This is a genomic window from Nocardioides sp. (assembly GCF_031397825.1).
Taxonomy (GTDB): domain Bacteria; phylum Actinomycetota; class Actinomycetes; order Propionibacteriales; family Nocardioidaceae; genus Nocardioides.
Genome location: NZ_JANNML010000028.1, coordinates 1 through 17,206, shown reverse-complemented (window position 1 = coordinate 17,206; position 17,206 = coordinate 1). Strand labels below are relative to the sequence as shown.

Here is a 17,206-nt window from a genome sequence, read left to right as displayed (position 1 = left end):
GACACCAGTCGGGACACGGCCCCGACCAGCCCGCGTCATCCCTCGGCGAGCCCGAAGAGCCCGGTGAGCACCTGCGCGACACCGTCCTCGTCGTGGTGCGGAGCGACGTGGTGGGCGACAGCGAGGACGTCGGGGTGGGCGTTGGCCATCGCGTAGGCCGTGCCGGCCCAGCCGAGCATCGGCAGGTCGTTGGGCATGTCCCCGAAGGCGACCACGTCGGTCGCGGCGACGCCCAGCTCGTCGCAGAGCAGCGCCAGCGTCGACGCCTTCGTCACCCCCGGTGCGCTGATCTCCAGCAAGGAGGTGGAGGACGACCAGGTGATGACGAGCCGCCCCCCGGTGGCGACCTCGGCCCGCGCCCAGAACTCCTGCGGGTCCAGCTCCTCGTGCCGCGCGAGCAGCTTGAGGGCGGGGCGGTCGAAGAGCTCCTCGACCGGCGCGCGACGGCTGCCGTCGGGCACCAGGTAGCGCTCGAGGAACTCCGGCTCCAGGGAGATCCCGTCGAGGTCCTCCACGGCGTACGTCGTGCCCGGCACCGCCACGCGCAGGGCGCGGCAGACGTCGAGACCCAGGACCGGGTCGATCGGGCGCTCGAGCCGGGCCCGCTCGGCCGCGACGTCCCAGACGACCGCGCCGTTGCTGACCACCGCGAGACCGTGGGAGCCGACGTGCTCGAAGACCTCGGCCGCCCAGCGCAGCGGGCGGCCCGTCACGAAGACGACCGGCACACCGAGGTCCTCCACGGCCCGGAGGACCGACGCGGTGCGCTCGCTGATCGCGCCGTCGGCACCGACGAGGGTGCCGTCGAGGTCGGTGGCGACGAGCCGCGGGGTGCTCATGAGGGCAGCGGCCGGGCCATGACCAGCTCGCCGTCCTCGTTGCTGCCGCGCAGCTCGGTGAAGCCGCACGTGGCCAGGACGCGGACGCTGGCCCGGTTGTCGGGACGCACGCTCGCGCGCAGTCGTACGCCGACGAGGTCGGTCTGCGCGACCAGCGCGCGCAGCGCCTCCGTGGCCACACCAGCGCCACGGACCGCCTCCACGAGTCCGTAGCCGACCTCGGTCTCCCCGTCGACGGGCGGGCCGAAGCAGCCGATGGAGCCGACCGCAAGCATCCCGAGGACCACGTGGCGCGGGCCCCAGGTGTCGCCGTCCTTGACCATGGTCGCCGCGTCCACGTCGTCGCGGCGGGGGTAGTCGGGGTGCCAGCGGTCCTGGTGACGACCGGCCAGCATGTCCGCGGCGTCGGTGCTGCTGATCGGGATCAACCGCAACCGCTCCGAGCTGATCAGGGCCGGCAGCGACGGGACCTGGTCGTCGGCGTCCGGGGTCACCGGAACCAGCGGTCGATCTCGATCGCCGCGCCGTCCTCGTAGACGGACTCGGTGACGGCGTCTGCCACGTCGATGACCTCCTGGACCGACTGGCCCATGGCGACCCCGCGGCCGGCCCACTGGAGCATCTCGATGTCGTTGCGGCCGTCACCGATGGCCAGCACGTCAGCCGAGCCCAGCCCGAGGGCCGAGGCGACATGGCCGAGCCCGGAGGCCTTGGAGACGCCGACCGGGGACAGGTCCAGCCAGGCGGTCCAGCCGACGACGTAGTTGGTTCCGTGCAGCCCCAGCTCCTTCGCCAGCTCGACGAACTGCTCGGCGCTGGCATCGGGGTCGCGGATGATGACACGACTCACCGGACCGGCCACGAGCTCCTCGACGGGGGTGACGATCATGTCACCGGAGAGCTCGCCGTCGGGGAAGGGCGTGCTGACGCGGTAGCCGATGCCGCGCTCCTCGACCGCGACGCGCGCGGTCGGCTGACGGTCGAGGATGAGCTTGACCGCCGGACCGGCGTCGAAGGTCTCCTCGTGGACGACCTCGAGCGGCGGGTAGCGGAAGACCACGGCGCCGTTGCTGGCCACGATCCACAGCCGCTCGGCGTCCTGGCCGCGCAGGTCGAGCAGGTCGGCGATCGGGGTCATGCCGTGCGGGGATCGGCCCGAGGCGAGCACCACGTGGGCACCGGCGTCGAGGGCGCGGTGGATGGCGTCGTACACGGCCGGCTCGACCTGCTCGTAGGTGGAGCCCGCCCCCTCGATCCACTTCAGCAGGGTGCCGTCGATGTCGAGGGCGACGATGCCGGGCTTCCAGTCGTCGGTCACGGGGCGACCGGCTCCAGGACCTCGCGGCCGAGCCACTTCTGCAGGGCCTGCGGCACCTTGACCGAGCCGTCGGCCTGCTGGTGGGTCTCGAGGATGGCCACGATCGCGCGCGGGACGGCGCACAGGGTGCCGTTGAGGGTGGCGACCGCCCGGACCTCGGTGCCGCCGCTGCCGTCGTCGAGGGCGAAGCGGCCGCGGGTGTCGAGGCGCCGGGTCTGGAACTCGGTGCAGTTGGAGGTCGAGGTGAGCTCGCGGTACTTGCCCTGGGTGGGGATCCACGCCTCGCAGTCGAACTTGCGCTGCGCGGACAGGCCGAGGTCGCCGGCCGCGGTGTCGATCACCTGGTAGGCCAGCTCGAGCTTGTCGAGGAACGCCTTCTCGATGTCGAGCAGGCGCTGGTGCTCGGCGTAGGAGTCCTCGAGGGTCGTGTAGACGAACATCTCCACCTTGTCGAACCAGTGCACCCGGATGATCCCCTTGGTGTCCTTGCCGTGCGAGCCTGCCTCCTTGCGGAAGCACGGGCTGAACGCGGCGTAGCGCAGCGGGAAGGTCGCGCCGTCGAGGATCTCGTCGGAGTGGTAGGCGGCCATCGGGACCTCGGAGGTCCCGACGAGGTACATGTCCTGGCCCTCGATGCGGTAGACGTCGTCGGCGGCCTGGCCGAGGAAGCCGGTGCCCTCCATCGCCCGGGGCTTGACCATCGACGGGGCGATGACCTGGGTGAAGCCGTGCTCGCGGGCCGTCTCGTTGGCGAGGTTGATCAGCGCGAACTCCAGCTCGGCGCCGACGCCGGTGAGGAAGTAGAAGCGCGATCCCGACACCTTGGCGCCGCGCTCGAGGTCGATGGCGCCGAGCATCCGGCCCAGCTCGACGTGGTCGCGCGGCTCGAAGTCGAAGGTCGCGGGCGTGCCGACGGTCTCGAGCACGACGAAGTCGTCCTCGCCGCCGGCCGGCACCTCGTCGGCGGCCAAGTTGGGGATCGAGAGCAGCGCCTGCTGCCACTCCTCCTCGGCCACCGCCTGGGCGGCCTCGGCCTCCTTGACCTGGGCGGCGAGGGTCTTGGTCTGGGCGAGCAGCGCCGCCTTCTCGTCACCCTGCGCCTGGGGGATCAGCTTGCCGAGCCTCTTCTGCTCGCTGCGCCTCGCCTCGAAGGTCGCGATGGCCTCCCGGCGGGCCGTGTCGGCCGACAGCGCGTGATCGACCACCTCGTCGGACAGGCCGCGCTTGGCCTGGGCGGCTCGGACGCGGTCTGGGTCTTCACGGAGGATGCGCGGATCGATCATGAGCCCAGGCTATCCGGGCACGATCCGCGCGCTCATCCCAGTTCGTGCGTGCGTGATCGCGTCGCTCATACTGGGCGCCGTGCTCGACCGTTCCCGCGTCCACCTCCTGACCTGGTCCGCCCTGTGCTTCGGCCTCGTCGGGCTGCTGGCGCTCGCCGTGGTCCAGGACTGGTCCCCCCTCGTGTCCTTCGACGACCGCGGTGACACGGTGCGCGGCTGGGCCGTCGACGACCAGGGGCTGCGCTCGTTCCTCCGCGTGGTCGAGGTGGGCTTCGGGACGGTCGCCATGACGGCGTACACCGCTGCTCTGGCGGTCGCGATGTTCGTGAAGGGCTACCGCCGGGCCGCGTTCTTCGCCGCGGGCGTGATGGCCCTGACCTCGGCGTCGACGACGCTGATCAAGCTGGGCGTCGGTCGTGCCCGTCCCGACTGGCAGGAGCCCGAGTGGCTGCTGAGCAACAACGCCTTCCCGTCGGGTCACGCGTCATCGGTCGCCGCGCTCGGCGGCATCGTGCTGGTGCTGGTCTCGATGCTCGTACGCCGCGCCGGTGTCCGCCGCTTCGCCGACCTCACCGTCGGCCTGGTCGTGGTCCTCGTCTGCCTGGACCGGGTGCTGCTCGGGCGGCACTTCCCGTCCGACGTGATCGGCGGGGTGCTCCTCGGGGTCGGTTTCGTGCTGCTCGGCCTGGCGCTCTACAGCCCGCTGCCGCGCAGCCACGCCGAGAAGATCGAGCCGCTCGCGGAGGTCCTGCCGCCCGGACGCAAGCTCGCCGTCGTCCTCAACCCGATCAAGGTGGAGGACGTCGGGCAGTTCCAGTCGATCGTCACCGCCATGGCCGTCGAGGCCGGCTGGCAGGAGCCGTCGTGGCACCTGACGACCGTCGAGGACCCCGGCACCGGCCAGGCCGAGCGGGCCTCGGTCGAGGGCGCGGGCCTGGTCATCGTCTGCGGCGGCGACGGCACCGTTCGCGAGGTCTGCGCGGAGCTCGCCGGCACCGGCATCCCCGTCGGGATCGTGCCCGCCGGCACCGGCAACCTGCTCGCCCGCAACCTCGACATCCCGCTCTACGTGCGCGCCGCGATCGACGTCGCACTCACCGGTCAGGACCGCGCGATCGACATGGTCTCGGTGACCGGGGACGGCATCGAGGACAGCCACTTCATGGTCATGGCCGGCATGGGCTTCGACGCCGCGCTGATGGAGGGCGTCAACGAGGACCTGAAGAAGAAGGTCGGCTGGATCGCCTACGTGCTCTCCGGGCTCAAGTCGCTGATGTTCCCCGCCGTCCGCGTGGACATCTCGATCGACGGCGGCGACTACACCCGCCACCGCGCCCGCACGGTCGTGGTCGGCAACGTCGGCTTCCTCCAGGCCGGCATGCCGCTGCTGCCCGACGCCACCATCGACGACGGCCGGATCGACGTCGTGATCCTGCACCCCCGCACGTTCTTCTCCTGGATCCCCCTGGCCTTCCGGGTGCTCGCCAAGGGGTCGCGAACCGACGACACGATCAACCGGATGACCGGCCAACGGGTCAGCATCAGGGCCGCCACCGACACCCCCCGCCAGCTCGATGGCGACTCGATCGGCTCCGGACGCGAGCTGCACCTGGAGTGCGTCCACGGGCGGCTGCTGGTCCGGGTGCCGCGGTGAGCGACCCGAGCAGCCGCCCCGCACCGGTCGCGGCGTGGCACGCCGTGGCCGAGTCGCGAGACCCGGCCGGGCTCGACGCCCTGCTGGCCGACGACGTCGTCTTCCGCTCGCCCGCGGTGCACACCCCGCAGGAGGGCAAGGCGATCACCACGGCCTACCTGAGTGCCGCGATGGTCGTGCTCGGGCCGGAGCTGACCTACGTCGACGAGTGGTGCTCGCAGGACAGCGCGGTGCTGGAGTTCACCTCGGTCGTCGACGGCATGAGCGTCCACGGCGTCGACATGCTCCGCTGGGGTCCCGACGGTCGGCTGACGTCCTTCACCGTGATGGTGCGGCCGATGAAGGGCCTGCAGGCGCTCGTCGCCGCGATGGGTGCCGAGCTGACGAAGGGCTGACGAAGGGCTGACGAAGGGCTGAACCGACGACTTTCCTCCAGGGAGCGCAGCATCGCCGTCACGACCGTACGGCGAGGGGTCGCGGCCGGCGTACGACTGGCGGGCGCCTGATGTCATCCATGTCCTCCTGACCCTCGCGCTGGCCGGCCTGCCTGACCGCCAGCGCAGAACGCGCCAGTTGATGGCCGATCCGGCGCGGCCGCGGCACCTGCTGACCACCAGCGGACTGGGCTACACGCTCGAGCCCTGCGGGCACACCAGAGAGTCATCCTTTCGGACAAATCCTGGGCCGCGAAGGGCCATGCGAGCACATACCTTCGCCTCTGGTGGGCGGCCCCCTGCGAGTGTCAGGCTCTACGTCTCGACGAAAGGTCCTGCCCGTGATCGGCGCACGCCGCGACCCCCTGCCCTCGCGCTCCGCCAGCGCTGTGGGTCGTCGGCGACCCCTCACGGCGGCGGAGTGGGAGCAGACCAACCGCCTCGGCCTTCTCCTCGTCCATGCCCTCATCGGCCTGATCGCGGGGCTCCTGATCCTTTTCAACGGAACAGCTGCGACCTTCGACCAGTACGGCGACGGGATGCGGCTGCTCACGGGCGGCCTGGCCTTCGTCGGCGGTGCCGTCCTGGCCGCGGGCCTGGCGCTGCGCTCGACCTCCATCGTGACCGAGATGGTCGGTCTCGGCATCCTCGCGCTGTGGGCGCTGACGATGGCGGGCGGCTTCGTGCTGGCCTCGCTCAGCGCCGGCGCGCTGATCATCGACTGGCCCTGGCACGCCTTCTCGGACATGCCGACCGAGCGTCTCTACCCCATCGCGCTCTACATCGGGCTCTTCCTGATGACCTCGCTGCACCTGTGGACCGCCTCGAAGCTGCGGGCACTGGGTCTGGCTGCCCGCCACCGGGGGGCGGGCAACCAGCGGGTCCTGGACCTCCAGGGCAGCGCGCCCCGAGCGGGTCAGCAGCGGGCGGTGTCGGCCCCGGGATCCGCGGCATCGATGGCGAAGCAGCCCTCGCTCAAGGCCTGGAGGGTCGGCGCTCCCGAGGTGGAGACGCTGTCACCGAGGGCCCAGCGGTAGACCTCGTGGTCCACGCCCTCCGGCTCGTCGGGGATGCGGGTCCGCAGCGTGCCGTTCCCGTCGGTCACCAGCGTCATGGTGGTGCTGTCGCCGTCCTCCTGGGCCATCAGCAGGCTCAGCCCGGCTCCCGGGAGGACACCGGCGTGGTGGGGACCGCCCGGGGGTCGTGTGCCGGAGAACTCGCCCCAGCGCGGCCTGGGGCACACGACCGGCCGGCTGGAGTGAGCCAGCCAGGACCTTCCGCCAGACGCTCCCAGTCGTGTGCCGGAGAACGCGCCCGGGCGCTGCCGGCGACACACGACCCGACCAAGCCCGACAGCCGTGCAGCCCGGCAACATCGCGCCGCCTCGACCTCCGCCCGGCAACATCGCGCCGCCTCGACATCCGCCTCTCACCGTCATGTCTGCGGTCATGCTTGGTGAGACGTCGGCGAGGCCGGGAGGTTGTCTCCCTCCCGGTCCGTCGTGGCCGGGCCTAGGCCCTCGCGTTGGAGATCGCCTCGTCCTCCTCGGGCGAGAGCTGCTGCTCGCAGCGCCACCCAGCGATGTTCTTGGCATAGCTGCGGGCCTCGGAGCGGCCGTGGATCGAGCTCAGCACCACACCGTCGCCGACGTCGTCGAGGAGCGCGAGCGACCAGGACAGGTGGCCGCCCATGTCGCCGAAGGCGTCATACCGGACCACGGCGACGTGCCGCAGCGACCCTCGGGCCTCCGCGCGCAGCGCCGCGACCTCCTGGCGCAGGCCGTGGACGTCCTCGGGCAGCGCCTCGGCGCCCATGGCCCGGCGGCGGGCGTTGGTGGTGCGCAGGGTGAGGACGGACAGGGCGACCGCGACGAGCGCGACCACGAGGCTGAGAACGGCGATGAGGACCACGTCTCCGACCCTAAACTCACCCGGGTGACTTCCCCTCGACGCATCGCCTACCAGGGCGAGCCCGGCGCCAACTCCCACCTGGTGTGCCGCCAGCACTACCCCGACTGGGAGGCGCTGGCCTGCGCGTCGTTCGAGGACGTCTTCGCCGCGGTGGAGGGCGGCCCCGGAGTCGGACCCAGCGCCGACCTGGCGATGATCCCGATCGACAACTCGATCGCCGGCCGGGTCGCCGACATCCACCACTTCCTGCCCGACTCAGGGCTCCACATCATCGCCGAGCACTTCCTGAGGATCCGCTTCCACCTGCTCGGGGTGCCCGGGGCGTCCCTGGACCAGGTGACCACCGTGCACAGCCACGTCCACGCGCTCGGCCAGTGCCGCAAGATCATCCGAGAGCACGGCCTGGTGCCACTGATCTCCGGCGACACCGCCGGCGCTGCCCGCGAGGTCGCCGAGGCCGCCGACCCGACCCAGGCCGCGATCTCGCCGCCGCTCGCGGCGGAGATCTACGGCTTGGACGTGCTCGCCGAGGACATCGAGGACGAGGACCACAACACGACCCGCTTCGTGGTGCTGTCGCGTGACTACGTGGAGGCTCCGGTCGGTGCCGGGCCGGTCGTCACGTCGTTCATCTTCAACGTGCGCAACCTCCCCGCGGCGCTCTACAAGGCGCTGGGCGGCTTCGCGACCAACGGGGTCAACATGACCAAGCTGGAGAGCTACATGGTCGGCGGGCACTTCTCCGCCACCCAGTTCCTCGCCGAGGTCGACGGCCACCCGTCCGAGCCGGGGCTGGCGCGCGCGCTCGAGGAGCTCGCCTTCTTCACGACCGACGTCAAGGTCCTCGGCGTCTATCCCGCCGACTCCTTCCGCGCATGAGCGGCTCGCGCGCCGCCGTGCGCCGCCTGGTCGAGACCGGCGCCTTCCAGTGGACGATCATCGCGGTCATCCTGGTCAACTCCGCCGTGATCGGGCTCGAGGTGTCGCCGCGCTGGATGGCGTCGTACGGCGACGCGACGACGACCGTCGGCTGGGTCACGGTGGGCGTCTTCGTCGTGGAGATCTCGCTGCGGCTCTACGCCTACGGCCTCGGCTTCTTCCGGGGGCCGTGGAACGTCTTCGACTTCCTCGTCGTGCTGATCTCGCTGGTGCCCGGCGGCGGGTCCTACGCAGTCTTCCGGGTACTGCGCGTGCTCCGGGTCCTGCGCCTGCTCTCGACCGTGCGGTCGATGCGGCTGGTCGTCGGCGCGCTGGTCAGCACCGTGCCCGGCATGGCCTCGATCGGAGCACTGCTGGCGATGCTGCTCTACATCGGGGCGGTCATGGCCACCCAGCTCTTCGGCGACGTCGATCCCGAGCACTTCGGCTCGCTGGGCACCTCCGTGCTCTCGATGTTCCAGATCACCACCGGTGACGACTGGGCCAACGTCGTGCGGCCCGCGACCGACGCCTACCCGTGGGCCTGGGCGTTCTTCATCCTCTTCATCGTCATGGCGACCTACATCGTGCTCAACCTCTTCATCGCGGTCGCCGTCGAGGCGCTCGACCGGGAGACGACCGAGTCGCGCGAGGAGCTGGTCGAGGAGATCTCCGAGGAGCTCGACGAGTCGTCCTCGGCGATCCTGACCGCGCTGGAGGACCTGAAGGCGCAGGTGGCCGCGCTCGAGGCCCGGCTGCCTCCTCCCTCCGTCAGCTGAGCGTGAGTCCCCGCAGCATCCGGCGTACGTCGGGCGAGAGCACCCACGACGGTGCGTCCGCGAAGTCGGTGGCCAGCCCCACGGGTGCGGGGTAGGCGAAGCACCGACCGGTCAGCACGACCACGTCGCCCCATGCCGTGCGCCCAGAGATCGTCGTGTAGCCGAGGCGCTGGCCCCGAGCCTGGTCGCACTCGGGGCGACGTCGCGGGCGCAGGTCGTCGCTGAGCCGGTCGACCTGCCGCGGCGTCAGCACGGCGCGCCCCTCCGCCGTGCAGAACACCGCGGTCTCGAGCCCCGGCTCGTCGTCGGCGAGGGAGAGCGGCGAGACCGGCGGACGGTCGAGGAGGTCGCACGACGGCACGCGTACGTCGCCCGGCGGCGTGCGGTCGGCGCGCTGCTCGCGCAGGTGCTCGTCGAAGGCGGCGGACAGCTCCTCGCCGCCGGCGCCGGCCTGGTCCGGCGCGACGAAGGTGTGGTGGCACCCGAAGTGCTGGAGGCTGACGGCCCGTGCCCGGCCGTCGTCGTAGAGGAACCAGTAGACCGACGTGGGTCCCAGGTCGAAGGTGCACGGCTGGGCCGACACGTCGACCGGCTCGAGGGTGTCGACGATCTCGACCAGGTCGTCGACGCCGGTCTCGAGCAGGTCGGCCGGTGGGTCGAAGAGCAGGTCGCCGCTGCCCTCGGGACCCGTCCCGTTGCACAGCCGCACCGCCACGGCACCGGCCGGCAGCTCGCCGCCACCGGGGTAAGGCAGCGGGGTGTCGATGTCCGGGCACTGCTCGGCGATGGCCGGCGGCGTCGCCGCCGACGTCTCGTAGGGCGTCCACGCCGGTGCTCGGTCCCCGGAGCAGCCGCTGAGCGCGAGGCTGAGCAGCGCGGCTGACGTCGCAGCGACGAGAGCGGTCCGAGAGGTGAGCACGGCCAAAGTGTGCGGTCCGCTCGCGCCGTTGCCGACGTCTGCCGCGCAACCGTTACGGACCTGATGCGGGCGACCCTTCGTCGTACCCCTCGACGGAGGGCGTGGCGTCGCCCCCGAGAATGGCCACATGGACCTCGCTGCCGTCGCGCTCACCTTCGGGGCGATCTTCCTCGTGGAGCTGCCGGACAAGACCTTCCTCGCGACGCTGGTGCTGGCGACCAAGTACCGCCCGATCCTGGTCTGGATCGGCGTCGGCCTGGCGTTCACCGTGCAGACCGGCGTCGCGGTGGCGCTCGGCCACGCCGCGTCGCTGCTGCCGGCCGACGTCGTCAAGATCGCCGCGATCGTGCTGTTCCTCGTCGGCGCGGTGGTGCTGTTCCGCGAGGGACGCAGTCACCAGGAGGCGGCCAGCGGTGAGGAGTTCGCCGAGAAGGCCAAGCCCGTGACGGGGTGGCGCGCGGTGCTGGCGTCGTTCCTGGTGCTCTTCGCCGCGGAGTGGGGCGACCTGTCGCAGCTGCTGACGCTGTCGCTGGTCGCCAAGTACGAGGCACCCCTGAGTGTCTTCGTCGGCGCGCTCGCCGCGCTGCTCACCGTCAGCGCGCTCGCCGTGGTCGTCGGGCGCAGCCTGCTGCGGTTCGTCTCGATCCACGTGCTGCACTTCCTCGGCGCCGGGGTGTGCGTGCTGCTCGCGACGCTCACGGTCGTCGAGCTGGTGTCCTGACGTCGGTCTCGTGCGCCCGGCATCCGGCCGCCACCCCCTAGGCTGAGCACCATGACTGCGATCCACGGCGCGGACAGCGAGGTCGGCCGGCTGCGGACGGTGATGCTGCACCGCCCCGGCAACGAGCTGAAGCGACTGACCCCCCGCAACAACGACAAGCTGCTCTTCGACGGCATCCCGTGGGTGGCCCGGGCGCAGGAGGAGCACGACGCCTTCGCCGAGGCGCTGCGCTCCCGCGACGTCGAGGTGCTCTACCTGACCGACCTGCTCACCGACACGCTCGGGACGGCCGAGGCGCGGGACAGCGCGATCGCGACTGCGCTGGCCGACCTCGACCTCGGCGACACGATGCGCCACTACCTGGGCGGCTTCCTGCACGACGCGTCGCCGGAGGAGCTGACCGGCTATCTGACGGCCGGCATCCGCAACGACGAGGTGCGCGGCGGCTTCGGCCTCGTCACGTCGCTCATGGCACGCGACGACTTCCTCATCGACCCGCTGCCCAACCTGCTCTTCACGCGCGACTCCTCGGTCTGGGTCCACGACCGGGTCGCGATCACGTCGTTGGCGATGCCCGCGCGCAAGCGCGAGACCCAGCTGACCGAGATCATCTACAGCCTGCACCCGCGCTTCGCCGGCACCCCGCGCATCCACGGTCACCACTTCGAGCACGTCGAGGGCGGCGACGTGCTGCTGCTGGCCCCGCGCGTCATCGCCGTCGGCGTCGGGGAGCGCACGACACCCGCCGGTGTCGAGCGCCTCGCCCGCCAGGTCTTCGAGGCCCAGCTGGCCGACACCGTGCTCGCCGTACCCATCGCGCAGGAGCGCGCCACGATGCACCTCGACACCGTCTGCACGATGGTCGACGTCGACAAGATCGTGATGTACCCCAACGTCGCCGACGCCCTGATGGCCTACGCCGTGACGGCCGACGGTGCCGCCGACGACGGCACGCTGATCCTCCAGGTCGCGACCGCCGAGCCGTTCCTCGTCGCGGCCGCCAAGGCCATGGGCATCGAGCAGCTCCACCAGATCGACACCGGCCTCGACCCGGTCACCGCCGAGCGCGAGCAGTGGGACGACGGCAACAACACCCTGGCGCTGGCGCCGCGGGTGGCGGTCGCCTACGAGCGCAACGACGAGACCAACGAGCGGCTCGAGGACGCCGGGATCGAGGTCGTGCGGATCGCCGGCTCCGAGCTCGGCTCCGGCCGTGGCGGCCCGCGCTGCATGAGCTGCCCGATCGCCCGGGACCCACTGACCGTCTGAGGTCCTCGGCGACCGCCCGGCGTGATCGGTCGGTCGTCGGTCGTCGGTCGTGGGGGGCGGTCGTCGGTCGGTCGTCGGTCGTGTGCCGGAGAGCGCGCTCCGGCGCTGCAGGCGACACACGACTGACCCTGGACCGCCGTCGGCTTCGGAGCCCGCTCGAGTCGTGTGCTCCAAGACGCGCTACGGCGCGTTCTGCGGCACACGACCCGCGGTCGAGCACACCGGGGTCGCGCACACCGCAGTCGGGCACACCCCCTCGGGGGCGCACCCGCCACCACCTAGAGCCCCAGCTTCTCCGTCAGCGCGTCGGTGAGCAGGGCGACCAACGCCTCGAGCTGGATGTCGGCGGAGTCGGAGACCTCCTCGTCGGAGCCGTCGAGAGCGCGGGCGGCGAGGCCAGCCTTGGAGTCGATGAGCTCGGCGATCTTGGTGTCGATCGTCTGCGAGGCGATGATCCGCCACGCGGTCACGGGGTCGCCCTGACCGATGCGGTGAACCCGGTCGATCGCCTGGGTCTGCTCGGCGTCGGTCCACGAGAGCTCGGCGAGCACGACGTTGGACGCGACCTGCAGGTTGAGGCCCACGCCCGCCGCGGACAGCGAGCAGACGACGACCTGGACCTCGGGATCGTTGACGAACGAGTCGATGGCCTTGGTGCGCGCGGCGGTCGTCTGGTTGCCGCGGATCGAGGTGTAGCCGATCCCACGGCGCTCGAAGGTCCCCTCGGCGACGTCCATGACGTCGACGTGCTTGGCGAAGAACACCACCTTGCCGACGTTGCGCGCGAGCTGCGCGGCGTAGTCGGCAGCGAGCCCGGCCTTGGCCTGGCCGATGCGGCGCATCATGGCGAAGACGTTCTCCTCCGCCTTGGCGGTGGTGGTGTCGTCGCGCTCCCAGCCGGCGACGCGGCGTACGAGATCGTGGTCGATGCCCTCGACGGTGATGCCGGAGGTGCGCGTCTCCAGGGCCCGGTCGTAGCGGTGGACCAGTCGACGGGCGAGCTCGCGCTCAGCGTCGCGGATCGAGCGGCCAGCGGCGCCCTCGAGCTCCACCGGGAGGTCGGCGATGCGGCGGGCGGGGATGTCGGAGGCGACGTCGACCTTGCGGCGGCGCACGATGCCCATGTCGATCACGGCGGCGCGAGCGGCGGGGTAGAAGCCCGGGTCGACCGGCGTCATGCCGGTCTCCTCGAGTCCTTCCATGAGCTGCGCCATCGGCTTCTTGTCGTCGATCCACCCCAGGAACTGCCAGATCGCACGGAAGTCCTCGATGTCGTTGATCAGCGGGGTGCCGGTCAGCGCCATCAGCAGAGGGCGGGGGGTGCGGGCACGGATCCGCTCCGAGAGCTGGAGCACGTGCTGGGAGCGCTGGGAGGACTTGTTCTTGATGAAGTGGGCCTCGTCGACGACCATCCCCTTGAAGCCGAGGTTGCCGAGCCAACCGACGTGGCGGTCGAGCACCTCGTAGTTGACGACCACGATGTCGGCGAAGCCGTCGACGGTCTCACCGTCGCCGTGGATCACGGTCGCGGGACGGTGCGGGGTCCACAGGTGGGCCTCACGGGCCCAGTTGGTCTTGACGACGTTGGGGACGACGACCAGCAGCGGGTAGGCGTCGGCGGCCTGGGCCGCGAGCAGCGCCTGCGCGGTCTTGCCGAGCCCCGGCTCGTCGGCGAGCAGGAAGGTGCGGTGACCCGCCTCGGCCGCGGCGACGACCTGCGCCTGGTGGTGCATCAGCTGGAGTTGACCCGGCGCCTGCACGGCGCCCGTCTCGGGCAGGTCCATGCAGGCCTTGGCGCCACCGGAGGCCCGCTCGAAGGAGGTCAGCAGCGGGTTGATCAGCTCCCAGCTGGCCAAACGACGGGGTCCGGCAGGGCGAGGCGGAGCCGCGGAGAAGTCGGGGACGAGGAAGGGGTTGGCCAGCTGGCGGGCGACGACCGACTGCGGCACGACCCGGCGCTCGGTCGCGGCGCTCGCGAGGACGGGCTCCGGCTCCGGCTCTGGCTCGGGCTCCGGCTCCATGCCGGCCTTGGCGATCAGCTCGCGACGCAGGTCGCGCGCGGCGTCGGAGACCTCGGCGTCCTCGGCGAGCAGGACCAGCAGCGAGGTGTCGCGCGCGGCGGTCTTGGCCAGGATCGTGGCGATGCCGTCGAGCCGCTTGAGCTGCTCGGCCCGCTGGGCCTCGGTGACGGCCGTGTCGGCCTTGAGCCGGAAGCGCTCCTCACGCACGAGCAGCGCGACGACCTGGAACTTGGTGCGTCCCTCGCGGGGCACGGGGCCACGCTGGGCGCGGGACTCGACCTCGCGCACGGCGCGGGCCAGGACCGGGATGACGCCCACGTTGTCGAGGTCGCGGGCCCGGCGCTGGTTGCGCGGGTTGGTGCGGGTCGCGCCGGACTGGCGCTGGCCTCGTCGGGCCAAAGCTCCTCCTGATGAGCGTCTGCCGCGCGCGCCGCGGCAGAACCTGGGTGTCGTACGCCGCCCCGCCGCCGGGGCCTCGGACGACGCCGGGGGCGTGGACGTGCCACTCCCCGACGTGATCCCACCGATACACGCGCTATCGATCGCGGTGGACCTCGACGGCCCGCCCCCGGTGTGGGACCTGCGTCCCCTGCTGGGGAGCGCATCATCGACCCCCGCCATCCGAGTCGTCGCTCGACGACTCCGCGCTGCGGTCGGTCGGTGCTGACCACCATGCTAGCGCCCCCGTCGGGGATCGCCCGATCGGCACCTCTGCGGGGCACGTGTCGAGGCACGTGTCGAGGCACCTGTGGGCAGGGACGCAGGTCACCTGCGCGTTTGCTGGACAGTGCCGGGTGGAGCAGGGAGGATCCGTGCGGGAGCACCACTTCGAAAGGCTCGGCATGGCTTCGTTCTTCGACTCGTTCACACCGCAGGAAGTCGCGCGCATCAGCGCCCAGGGCAGGCACGTCAGGCTGCCCGAGGGCTGGTCGCCGATCTGGGAGCGCACCCCCGCCGACAAGGCCTACATCCTCATCGACGGCACCGTGTCGGTGCGCCAGGGAGGCGCGGAGATCGCCCAGCTCGGCCCGGGCGAGTTCATGGGTGAGCAGGCCATCCTCGGCCACTCGCTGCGCACCGCCTCCATCGTGGCGCTGACGCCGCTGGAGGTCATCCACTTCACCTCCGAGACGGTCCGCGAGCTCTGCGACCAGATGCCCAAGTTCAAGACGGCCCTCGAGGCCGTCGCCGAGTCGCGCCTGGGATGAGCACCTGACACCGCCTGAGGACCCTGCCGACCGGGAGCCGCCTGACCCGGAGGTCCTGGCCGGCGCCCTCGAGGTCGTGGAGACCTACCTGCTGGGCGAGGCGCCGAGCCTGACCCGGCTCCAGGTCGCCGAGCAGGCCGGCGTCGCCCCGGAGGTCGCCGCCGAGCTGTGGCGACTCATGGGCTTCCCGACCCCGACCGACGACGCCGTCGCGTTCACCCCGCTCGACGTCCAGGCCCTGCGCCACACCCGGGACCTCATCGACCTCGGCATCCTCGGACCCGACCGGCAGGCCGCGCTGGTGCGCACCTGGGGCCGCAGCTATGCGCGGTTGGCCGAGTGGCAGACCGCCCTGCTCACTAGCCGGGCGCTCGAGAGCGACGCCGAACCGGCCGACACCCTCGCCCAGCTGACCCAGGAGGTGCTGCCGCGCGTCGATGCCCTCCAGTCCTACGTGTGGCGTCGACACCTGGCCAGCGCCGGCTCCCGGATGCTGGCCGTCGAGGCGCCGGGCTCGCCCGTCGTCCGCCAGGCGGTGGTCTTCGTCGACATCGTCGGCTACACCTCGCGCAGCAAGTCGCTCTCGGAGGCGGAGCTGGTCGACTGGCTCGAGCACTTCGAGAGCGAGACCCTCGGGCTGGTGGTTGACCGGGGCGGTCGGATCATCAAGAACATCGGCGACGAGGTGCTCGTGGTGGCCGACGACGTCACCGCCGCGGCCGAGATCGCCCTGACCATGACCGCGCGCGGCAGCGACGAGGCCGACCGCTTCCCCGAGGTGCGCGCCGGCATCGCCTACGGGCCTGTCGTCACCCGCCTCGGTGACGTCTTCGGCCCGACGGTCAACATCGCCTCCCGACTCACCTCGCTGGCCCGACCCGGCACGGTCGTCGTCGACCAGGGCGCCTACGAGCGGCTCTCCGGACGGGTCCACGACGCGGAGGGTGACCGGGACGCGACGGACCGGGAGACCGAGAGCGACTCCGGGGCGGCGCCGTACGCCTTCCGGCGGATGCGCCGCGTCTCGGTCAAGGGCTACTCGCGGCTGCAGGCCTGGGCGCTGCGCCGACCGCGGTCGCGTGCGACCCAGGACGGCTGAGCCACACGGCCCGGGCGGGAGCGCGGGAAGGGACCTACGTAGAAAACCATGTAGCCGCAGGTCAGCGTCTTTCGTCCGCGGTCCTGGTAACGCAGCGAGGCGACTTCGACAACGCGTAATTGCGACTTGGGCGACCCAGCACCATGCAGTGGGCACGTCAGCAGTGGTTACTGCATGGATCTCCCGAGCAGTGGCCCCTCTGCGATTGCGGTGTGATGGCACCCGCGCATCCGTGGGCTTCGACGCGCGGATCGCGGCATGAGCGGACGGTACCTACCCCGCGAAGGCGAGGGTTCCTACCTGAAACACCACGGGCACCGTTGTCGCTTCCTCCGCCAGTCGTCGTAGGGCCGCGACCTTCTGTGGGTCGTCCAACACCACCTGCCTTATGCGGACGATGACACCGGAGAAGTCGCGGAGATACGAGCCACCAAGTGCGCCCGGAATGGCGGCATACAAGGCTCGTTGTGCAACTTCAAGTTCTTGCTCGGAGTAGTCGACCGCTTCCCACCTGACCGCCATGTCGTCTGGGTGTCGCGAGATGATGGCTTCGATTTCAGCAGTGGGGCTCTCGGAACTGGAGTACAAAACGAGCGTCCGGGAAGGCCAGTCGATTGCGCCCCCTGCCCAACCCTTCGTTCGGGCTGCCGCGCCCATGAGTTCGGTCCGATACCCCTGCGTGGACACCTGCCATGCGAGGCGTTCGGACGTCAACGGGTCGGTCTTGTCGGCATCCTCGAAGGCGTTCGTTGGGGTGGGGGCGTTGAGCACGGGGACTGTGAAGGTCTCTCCCGAGACGGTGACAGTCAACTCTGAGGGGACGGTGGTGAGGCC

The 17,206-nt window shown here is 71.3% G+C and carries 17 protein-coding genes; 9 read left to right on the top strand and 8 right to left on the bottom strand.

Annotation, left to right across the window (positions count from 1 at the left end):
- Positions 1-35: 35 nt before the first annotated feature.
- The 4 genes from RMN98_RS01780 to serS are packed head-to-tail and all read right to left on the bottom strand — an operon-like array spanning position 36 to position 3,440.
- Complete coding sequence (locus RMN98_RS01780) at positions 36-839, bottom strand: HAD family hydrolase (protein WP_309647088.1); 804 nt, start codon at positions 837-839, stop codon at positions 36-38.
- The gene (locus RMN98_RS01775) at positions 836-1,333 is read right to left on the bottom strand and encodes a GNAT family N-acetyltransferase (protein ID WP_309647087.1); all 498 of its coding nucleotides are present in this window, start codon (positions 1,331-1,333) and stop codon (positions 836-838) included. The genes RMN98_RS01780 and RMN98_RS01775 overlap by 4 nt, the downstream gene beginning before the upstream one ends.
- Positions 1,330-2,157, bottom strand: a complete 828-nt coding sequence (locus RMN98_RS01770; protein WP_309647086.1) for an HAD family hydrolase — start codon at positions 2,155-2,157, stop codon at positions 1,330-1,332. Before RMN98_RS01770 ends, RMN98_RS01775 begins: the two co-directional genes overlap by 4 nt.
- Positions 2,154-3,440 (bottom strand): serine--tRNA ligase, encoded by a 1,287-nt coding sequence (gene serS / locus RMN98_RS01765; RefSeq protein WP_309647085.1) that lies wholly within the window; start codon positions 3,438-3,440, stop codon positions 2,154-2,156. The genes RMN98_RS01770 and serS overlap by 4 nt, the downstream gene beginning before the upstream one ends.
- A 79-nt stretch (positions 3,441-3,519) precedes the next feature.
- Between serS and RMN98_RS01760 the strand changes: the two genes are divergently transcribed.
- The 3 genes from RMN98_RS01760 to RMN98_RS01750 all read left to right on the top strand — a co-directional run bounded on the left by RMN98_RS01760 (position 3,520) and on the right by RMN98_RS01750 (position 6,565).
- Complete coding sequence (locus tag RMN98_RS01760; RefSeq protein WP_309647084.1) at positions 3,520-5,094, top strand: YegS/Rv2252/BmrU family lipid kinase; 1,575 nt, start codon at positions 3,520-3,522, stop codon at positions 5,092-5,094.
- The gene (locus RMN98_RS01755) at positions 5,091-5,489 is read left to right on the top strand and encodes a nuclear transport factor 2 family protein (protein WP_309647083.1); all 399 of its coding nucleotides are present in this window, start codon (positions 5,091-5,093) and stop codon (positions 5,487-5,489) included. The genes RMN98_RS01760 and RMN98_RS01755 overlap by 4 nt, the downstream gene beginning before the upstream one ends.
- A 380-nt stretch (positions 5,490-5,869) precedes the next feature.
- Positions 5,870-6,565, top strand: coding sequence for a hypothetical protein (locus RMN98_RS01750; RefSeq protein WP_309647082.1), 696 nt, complete (start codon positions 5,870-5,872; stop codon positions 6,563-6,565).
- A gap of 474 nt (positions 6,566-7,039) precedes the next feature.
- Here the strand turns inward: RMN98_RS01750 and RMN98_RS01745 are convergent, their stop codons facing one another.
- The gene (locus RMN98_RS01745) at positions 7,040-7,438 is read right to left on the bottom strand and encodes a DUF4446 family protein (RefSeq protein ID WP_309647081.1); all 399 of its coding nucleotides are present in this window, start codon (positions 7,436-7,438) and stop codon (positions 7,040-7,042) included.
- 24 nt (positions 7,439-7,462) lie between these two features.
- Here RMN98_RS01745 and RMN98_RS01740 point away from each other — a divergent pair, with 24 nt between their 5' ends.
- Entirely contained in the window at positions 7,463-8,317 is an 855-nt protein-coding gene (locus tag RMN98_RS01740; RefSeq protein WP_309647080.1) for a prephenate dehydratase, read from the top strand.
- Positions 8,314-9,135, top strand: coding sequence for an ion transporter (locus tag RMN98_RS01735; RefSeq protein WP_309647079.1), 822 nt, complete (start codon positions 8,314-8,316; stop codon positions 9,133-9,135). Before RMN98_RS01740 ends, RMN98_RS01735 begins: the two co-directional genes overlap by 4 nt.
- Here RMN98_RS01735 and RMN98_RS01730 read toward each other — a convergent pair.
- Positions 9,128-10,054 (bottom strand): hypothetical protein, encoded by a 927-nt coding sequence (locus RMN98_RS01730; protein ID WP_309647078.1) that lies wholly within the window; start codon positions 10,052-10,054, stop codon positions 9,128-9,130. The genes RMN98_RS01735 and RMN98_RS01730 overlap by 8 nt on opposite strands.
- 127 nt (positions 10,055-10,181) lie before the next feature.
- Here RMN98_RS01730 and RMN98_RS01725 point away from each other — a divergent pair, with 127 nt between their 5' ends.
- Positions 10,182-10,775, top strand: coding sequence for a TMEM165/GDT1 family protein (locus RMN98_RS01725; protein ID WP_309647077.1), 594 nt, complete (start codon positions 10,182-10,184; stop codon positions 10,773-10,775).
- 51 nt (positions 10,776-10,826) lie between these two features.
- Complete coding sequence (locus RMN98_RS01720) at positions 10,827-12,044, top strand: arginine deiminase (RefSeq protein WP_309647076.1); 1,218 nt, start codon at positions 10,827-10,829, stop codon at positions 12,042-12,044.
- A 278-nt stretch (positions 12,045-12,322) separates the two neighbouring features.
- Here RMN98_RS01720 and RMN98_RS01715 read toward each other — a convergent pair whose 3' ends face one another.
- The gene (locus tag RMN98_RS01715; protein ID WP_309647075.1) at positions 12,323-14,464 is read right to left on the bottom strand and encodes a DEAD/DEAH box helicase; all 2,142 of its coding nucleotides are present in this window, start codon (positions 14,462-14,464) and stop codon (positions 12,323-12,325) included.
- Between the two features lie 443 nt (positions 14,465-14,907).
- Here RMN98_RS01715 and RMN98_RS01710 point away from each other — a divergent pair, with 443 nt between their 5' ends.
- Positions 14,908-15,273, top strand: a complete 366-nt coding sequence (locus RMN98_RS01710; RefSeq protein ID WP_309647074.1) for a cyclic nucleotide-binding domain-containing protein — start codon at positions 14,908-14,910, stop codon at positions 15,271-15,273.
- Between the two features lie 76 nt (positions 15,274-15,349).
- Positions 15,350-16,372: an adenylate/guanylate cyclase domain-containing protein gene (locus RMN98_RS01705; RefSeq protein ID WP_309647073.1), complete on the top strand. Its 1,023-nt coding sequence runs from the start codon at positions 15,350-15,352 to the stop codon at positions 16,370-16,372.
- A gap of 273 nt (positions 16,373-16,645) precedes the next feature.
- Here the strand turns inward: RMN98_RS01705 and RMN98_RS01700 are convergent.
- Positions 16,646-17,206, bottom strand: a 561-nt coding sequence (locus RMN98_RS01700; RefSeq protein ID WP_309647072.1) for a hypothetical protein, incomplete at its 5' end; no start/stop codon positions are given.

Coding starts and splice junctions, on each gene's coding strand:
- RMN98_RS01780 (WP_309647088.1), bottom strand. CDS start 839: ATGAGCACCCCGCGGCTCGTCGCCACCGACCTCGACGGCACCCTCGTC.
- serS (WP_309647085.1), bottom strand. CDS start 3,440: ATGATCGATCCGCGCATCCTCCGTGAAGACCCAGACCGCGTCCGAGCC.
- RMN98_RS01735 (WP_309647079.1), top strand. CDS start 8,314: ATGAGCGGCTCGCGCGCCGCCGTGCGCCGCCTGGTCGAGACCGGCGCC.
- RMN98_RS01725 (WP_309647077.1), top strand. CDS start 10,182: ATGGACCTCGCTGCCGTCGCGCTCACCTTCGGGGCGATCTTCCTCGTG.
- RMN98_RS01720 (WP_309647076.1), top strand. CDS start 10,827: ATGACTGCGATCCACGGCGCGGACAGCGAGGTCGGCCGGCTGCGGACG.
- RMN98_RS01710 (WP_309647074.1), top strand. CDS start 14,908: ATGGCTTCGTTCTTCGACTCGTTCACACCGCAGGAAGTCGCGCGCATC.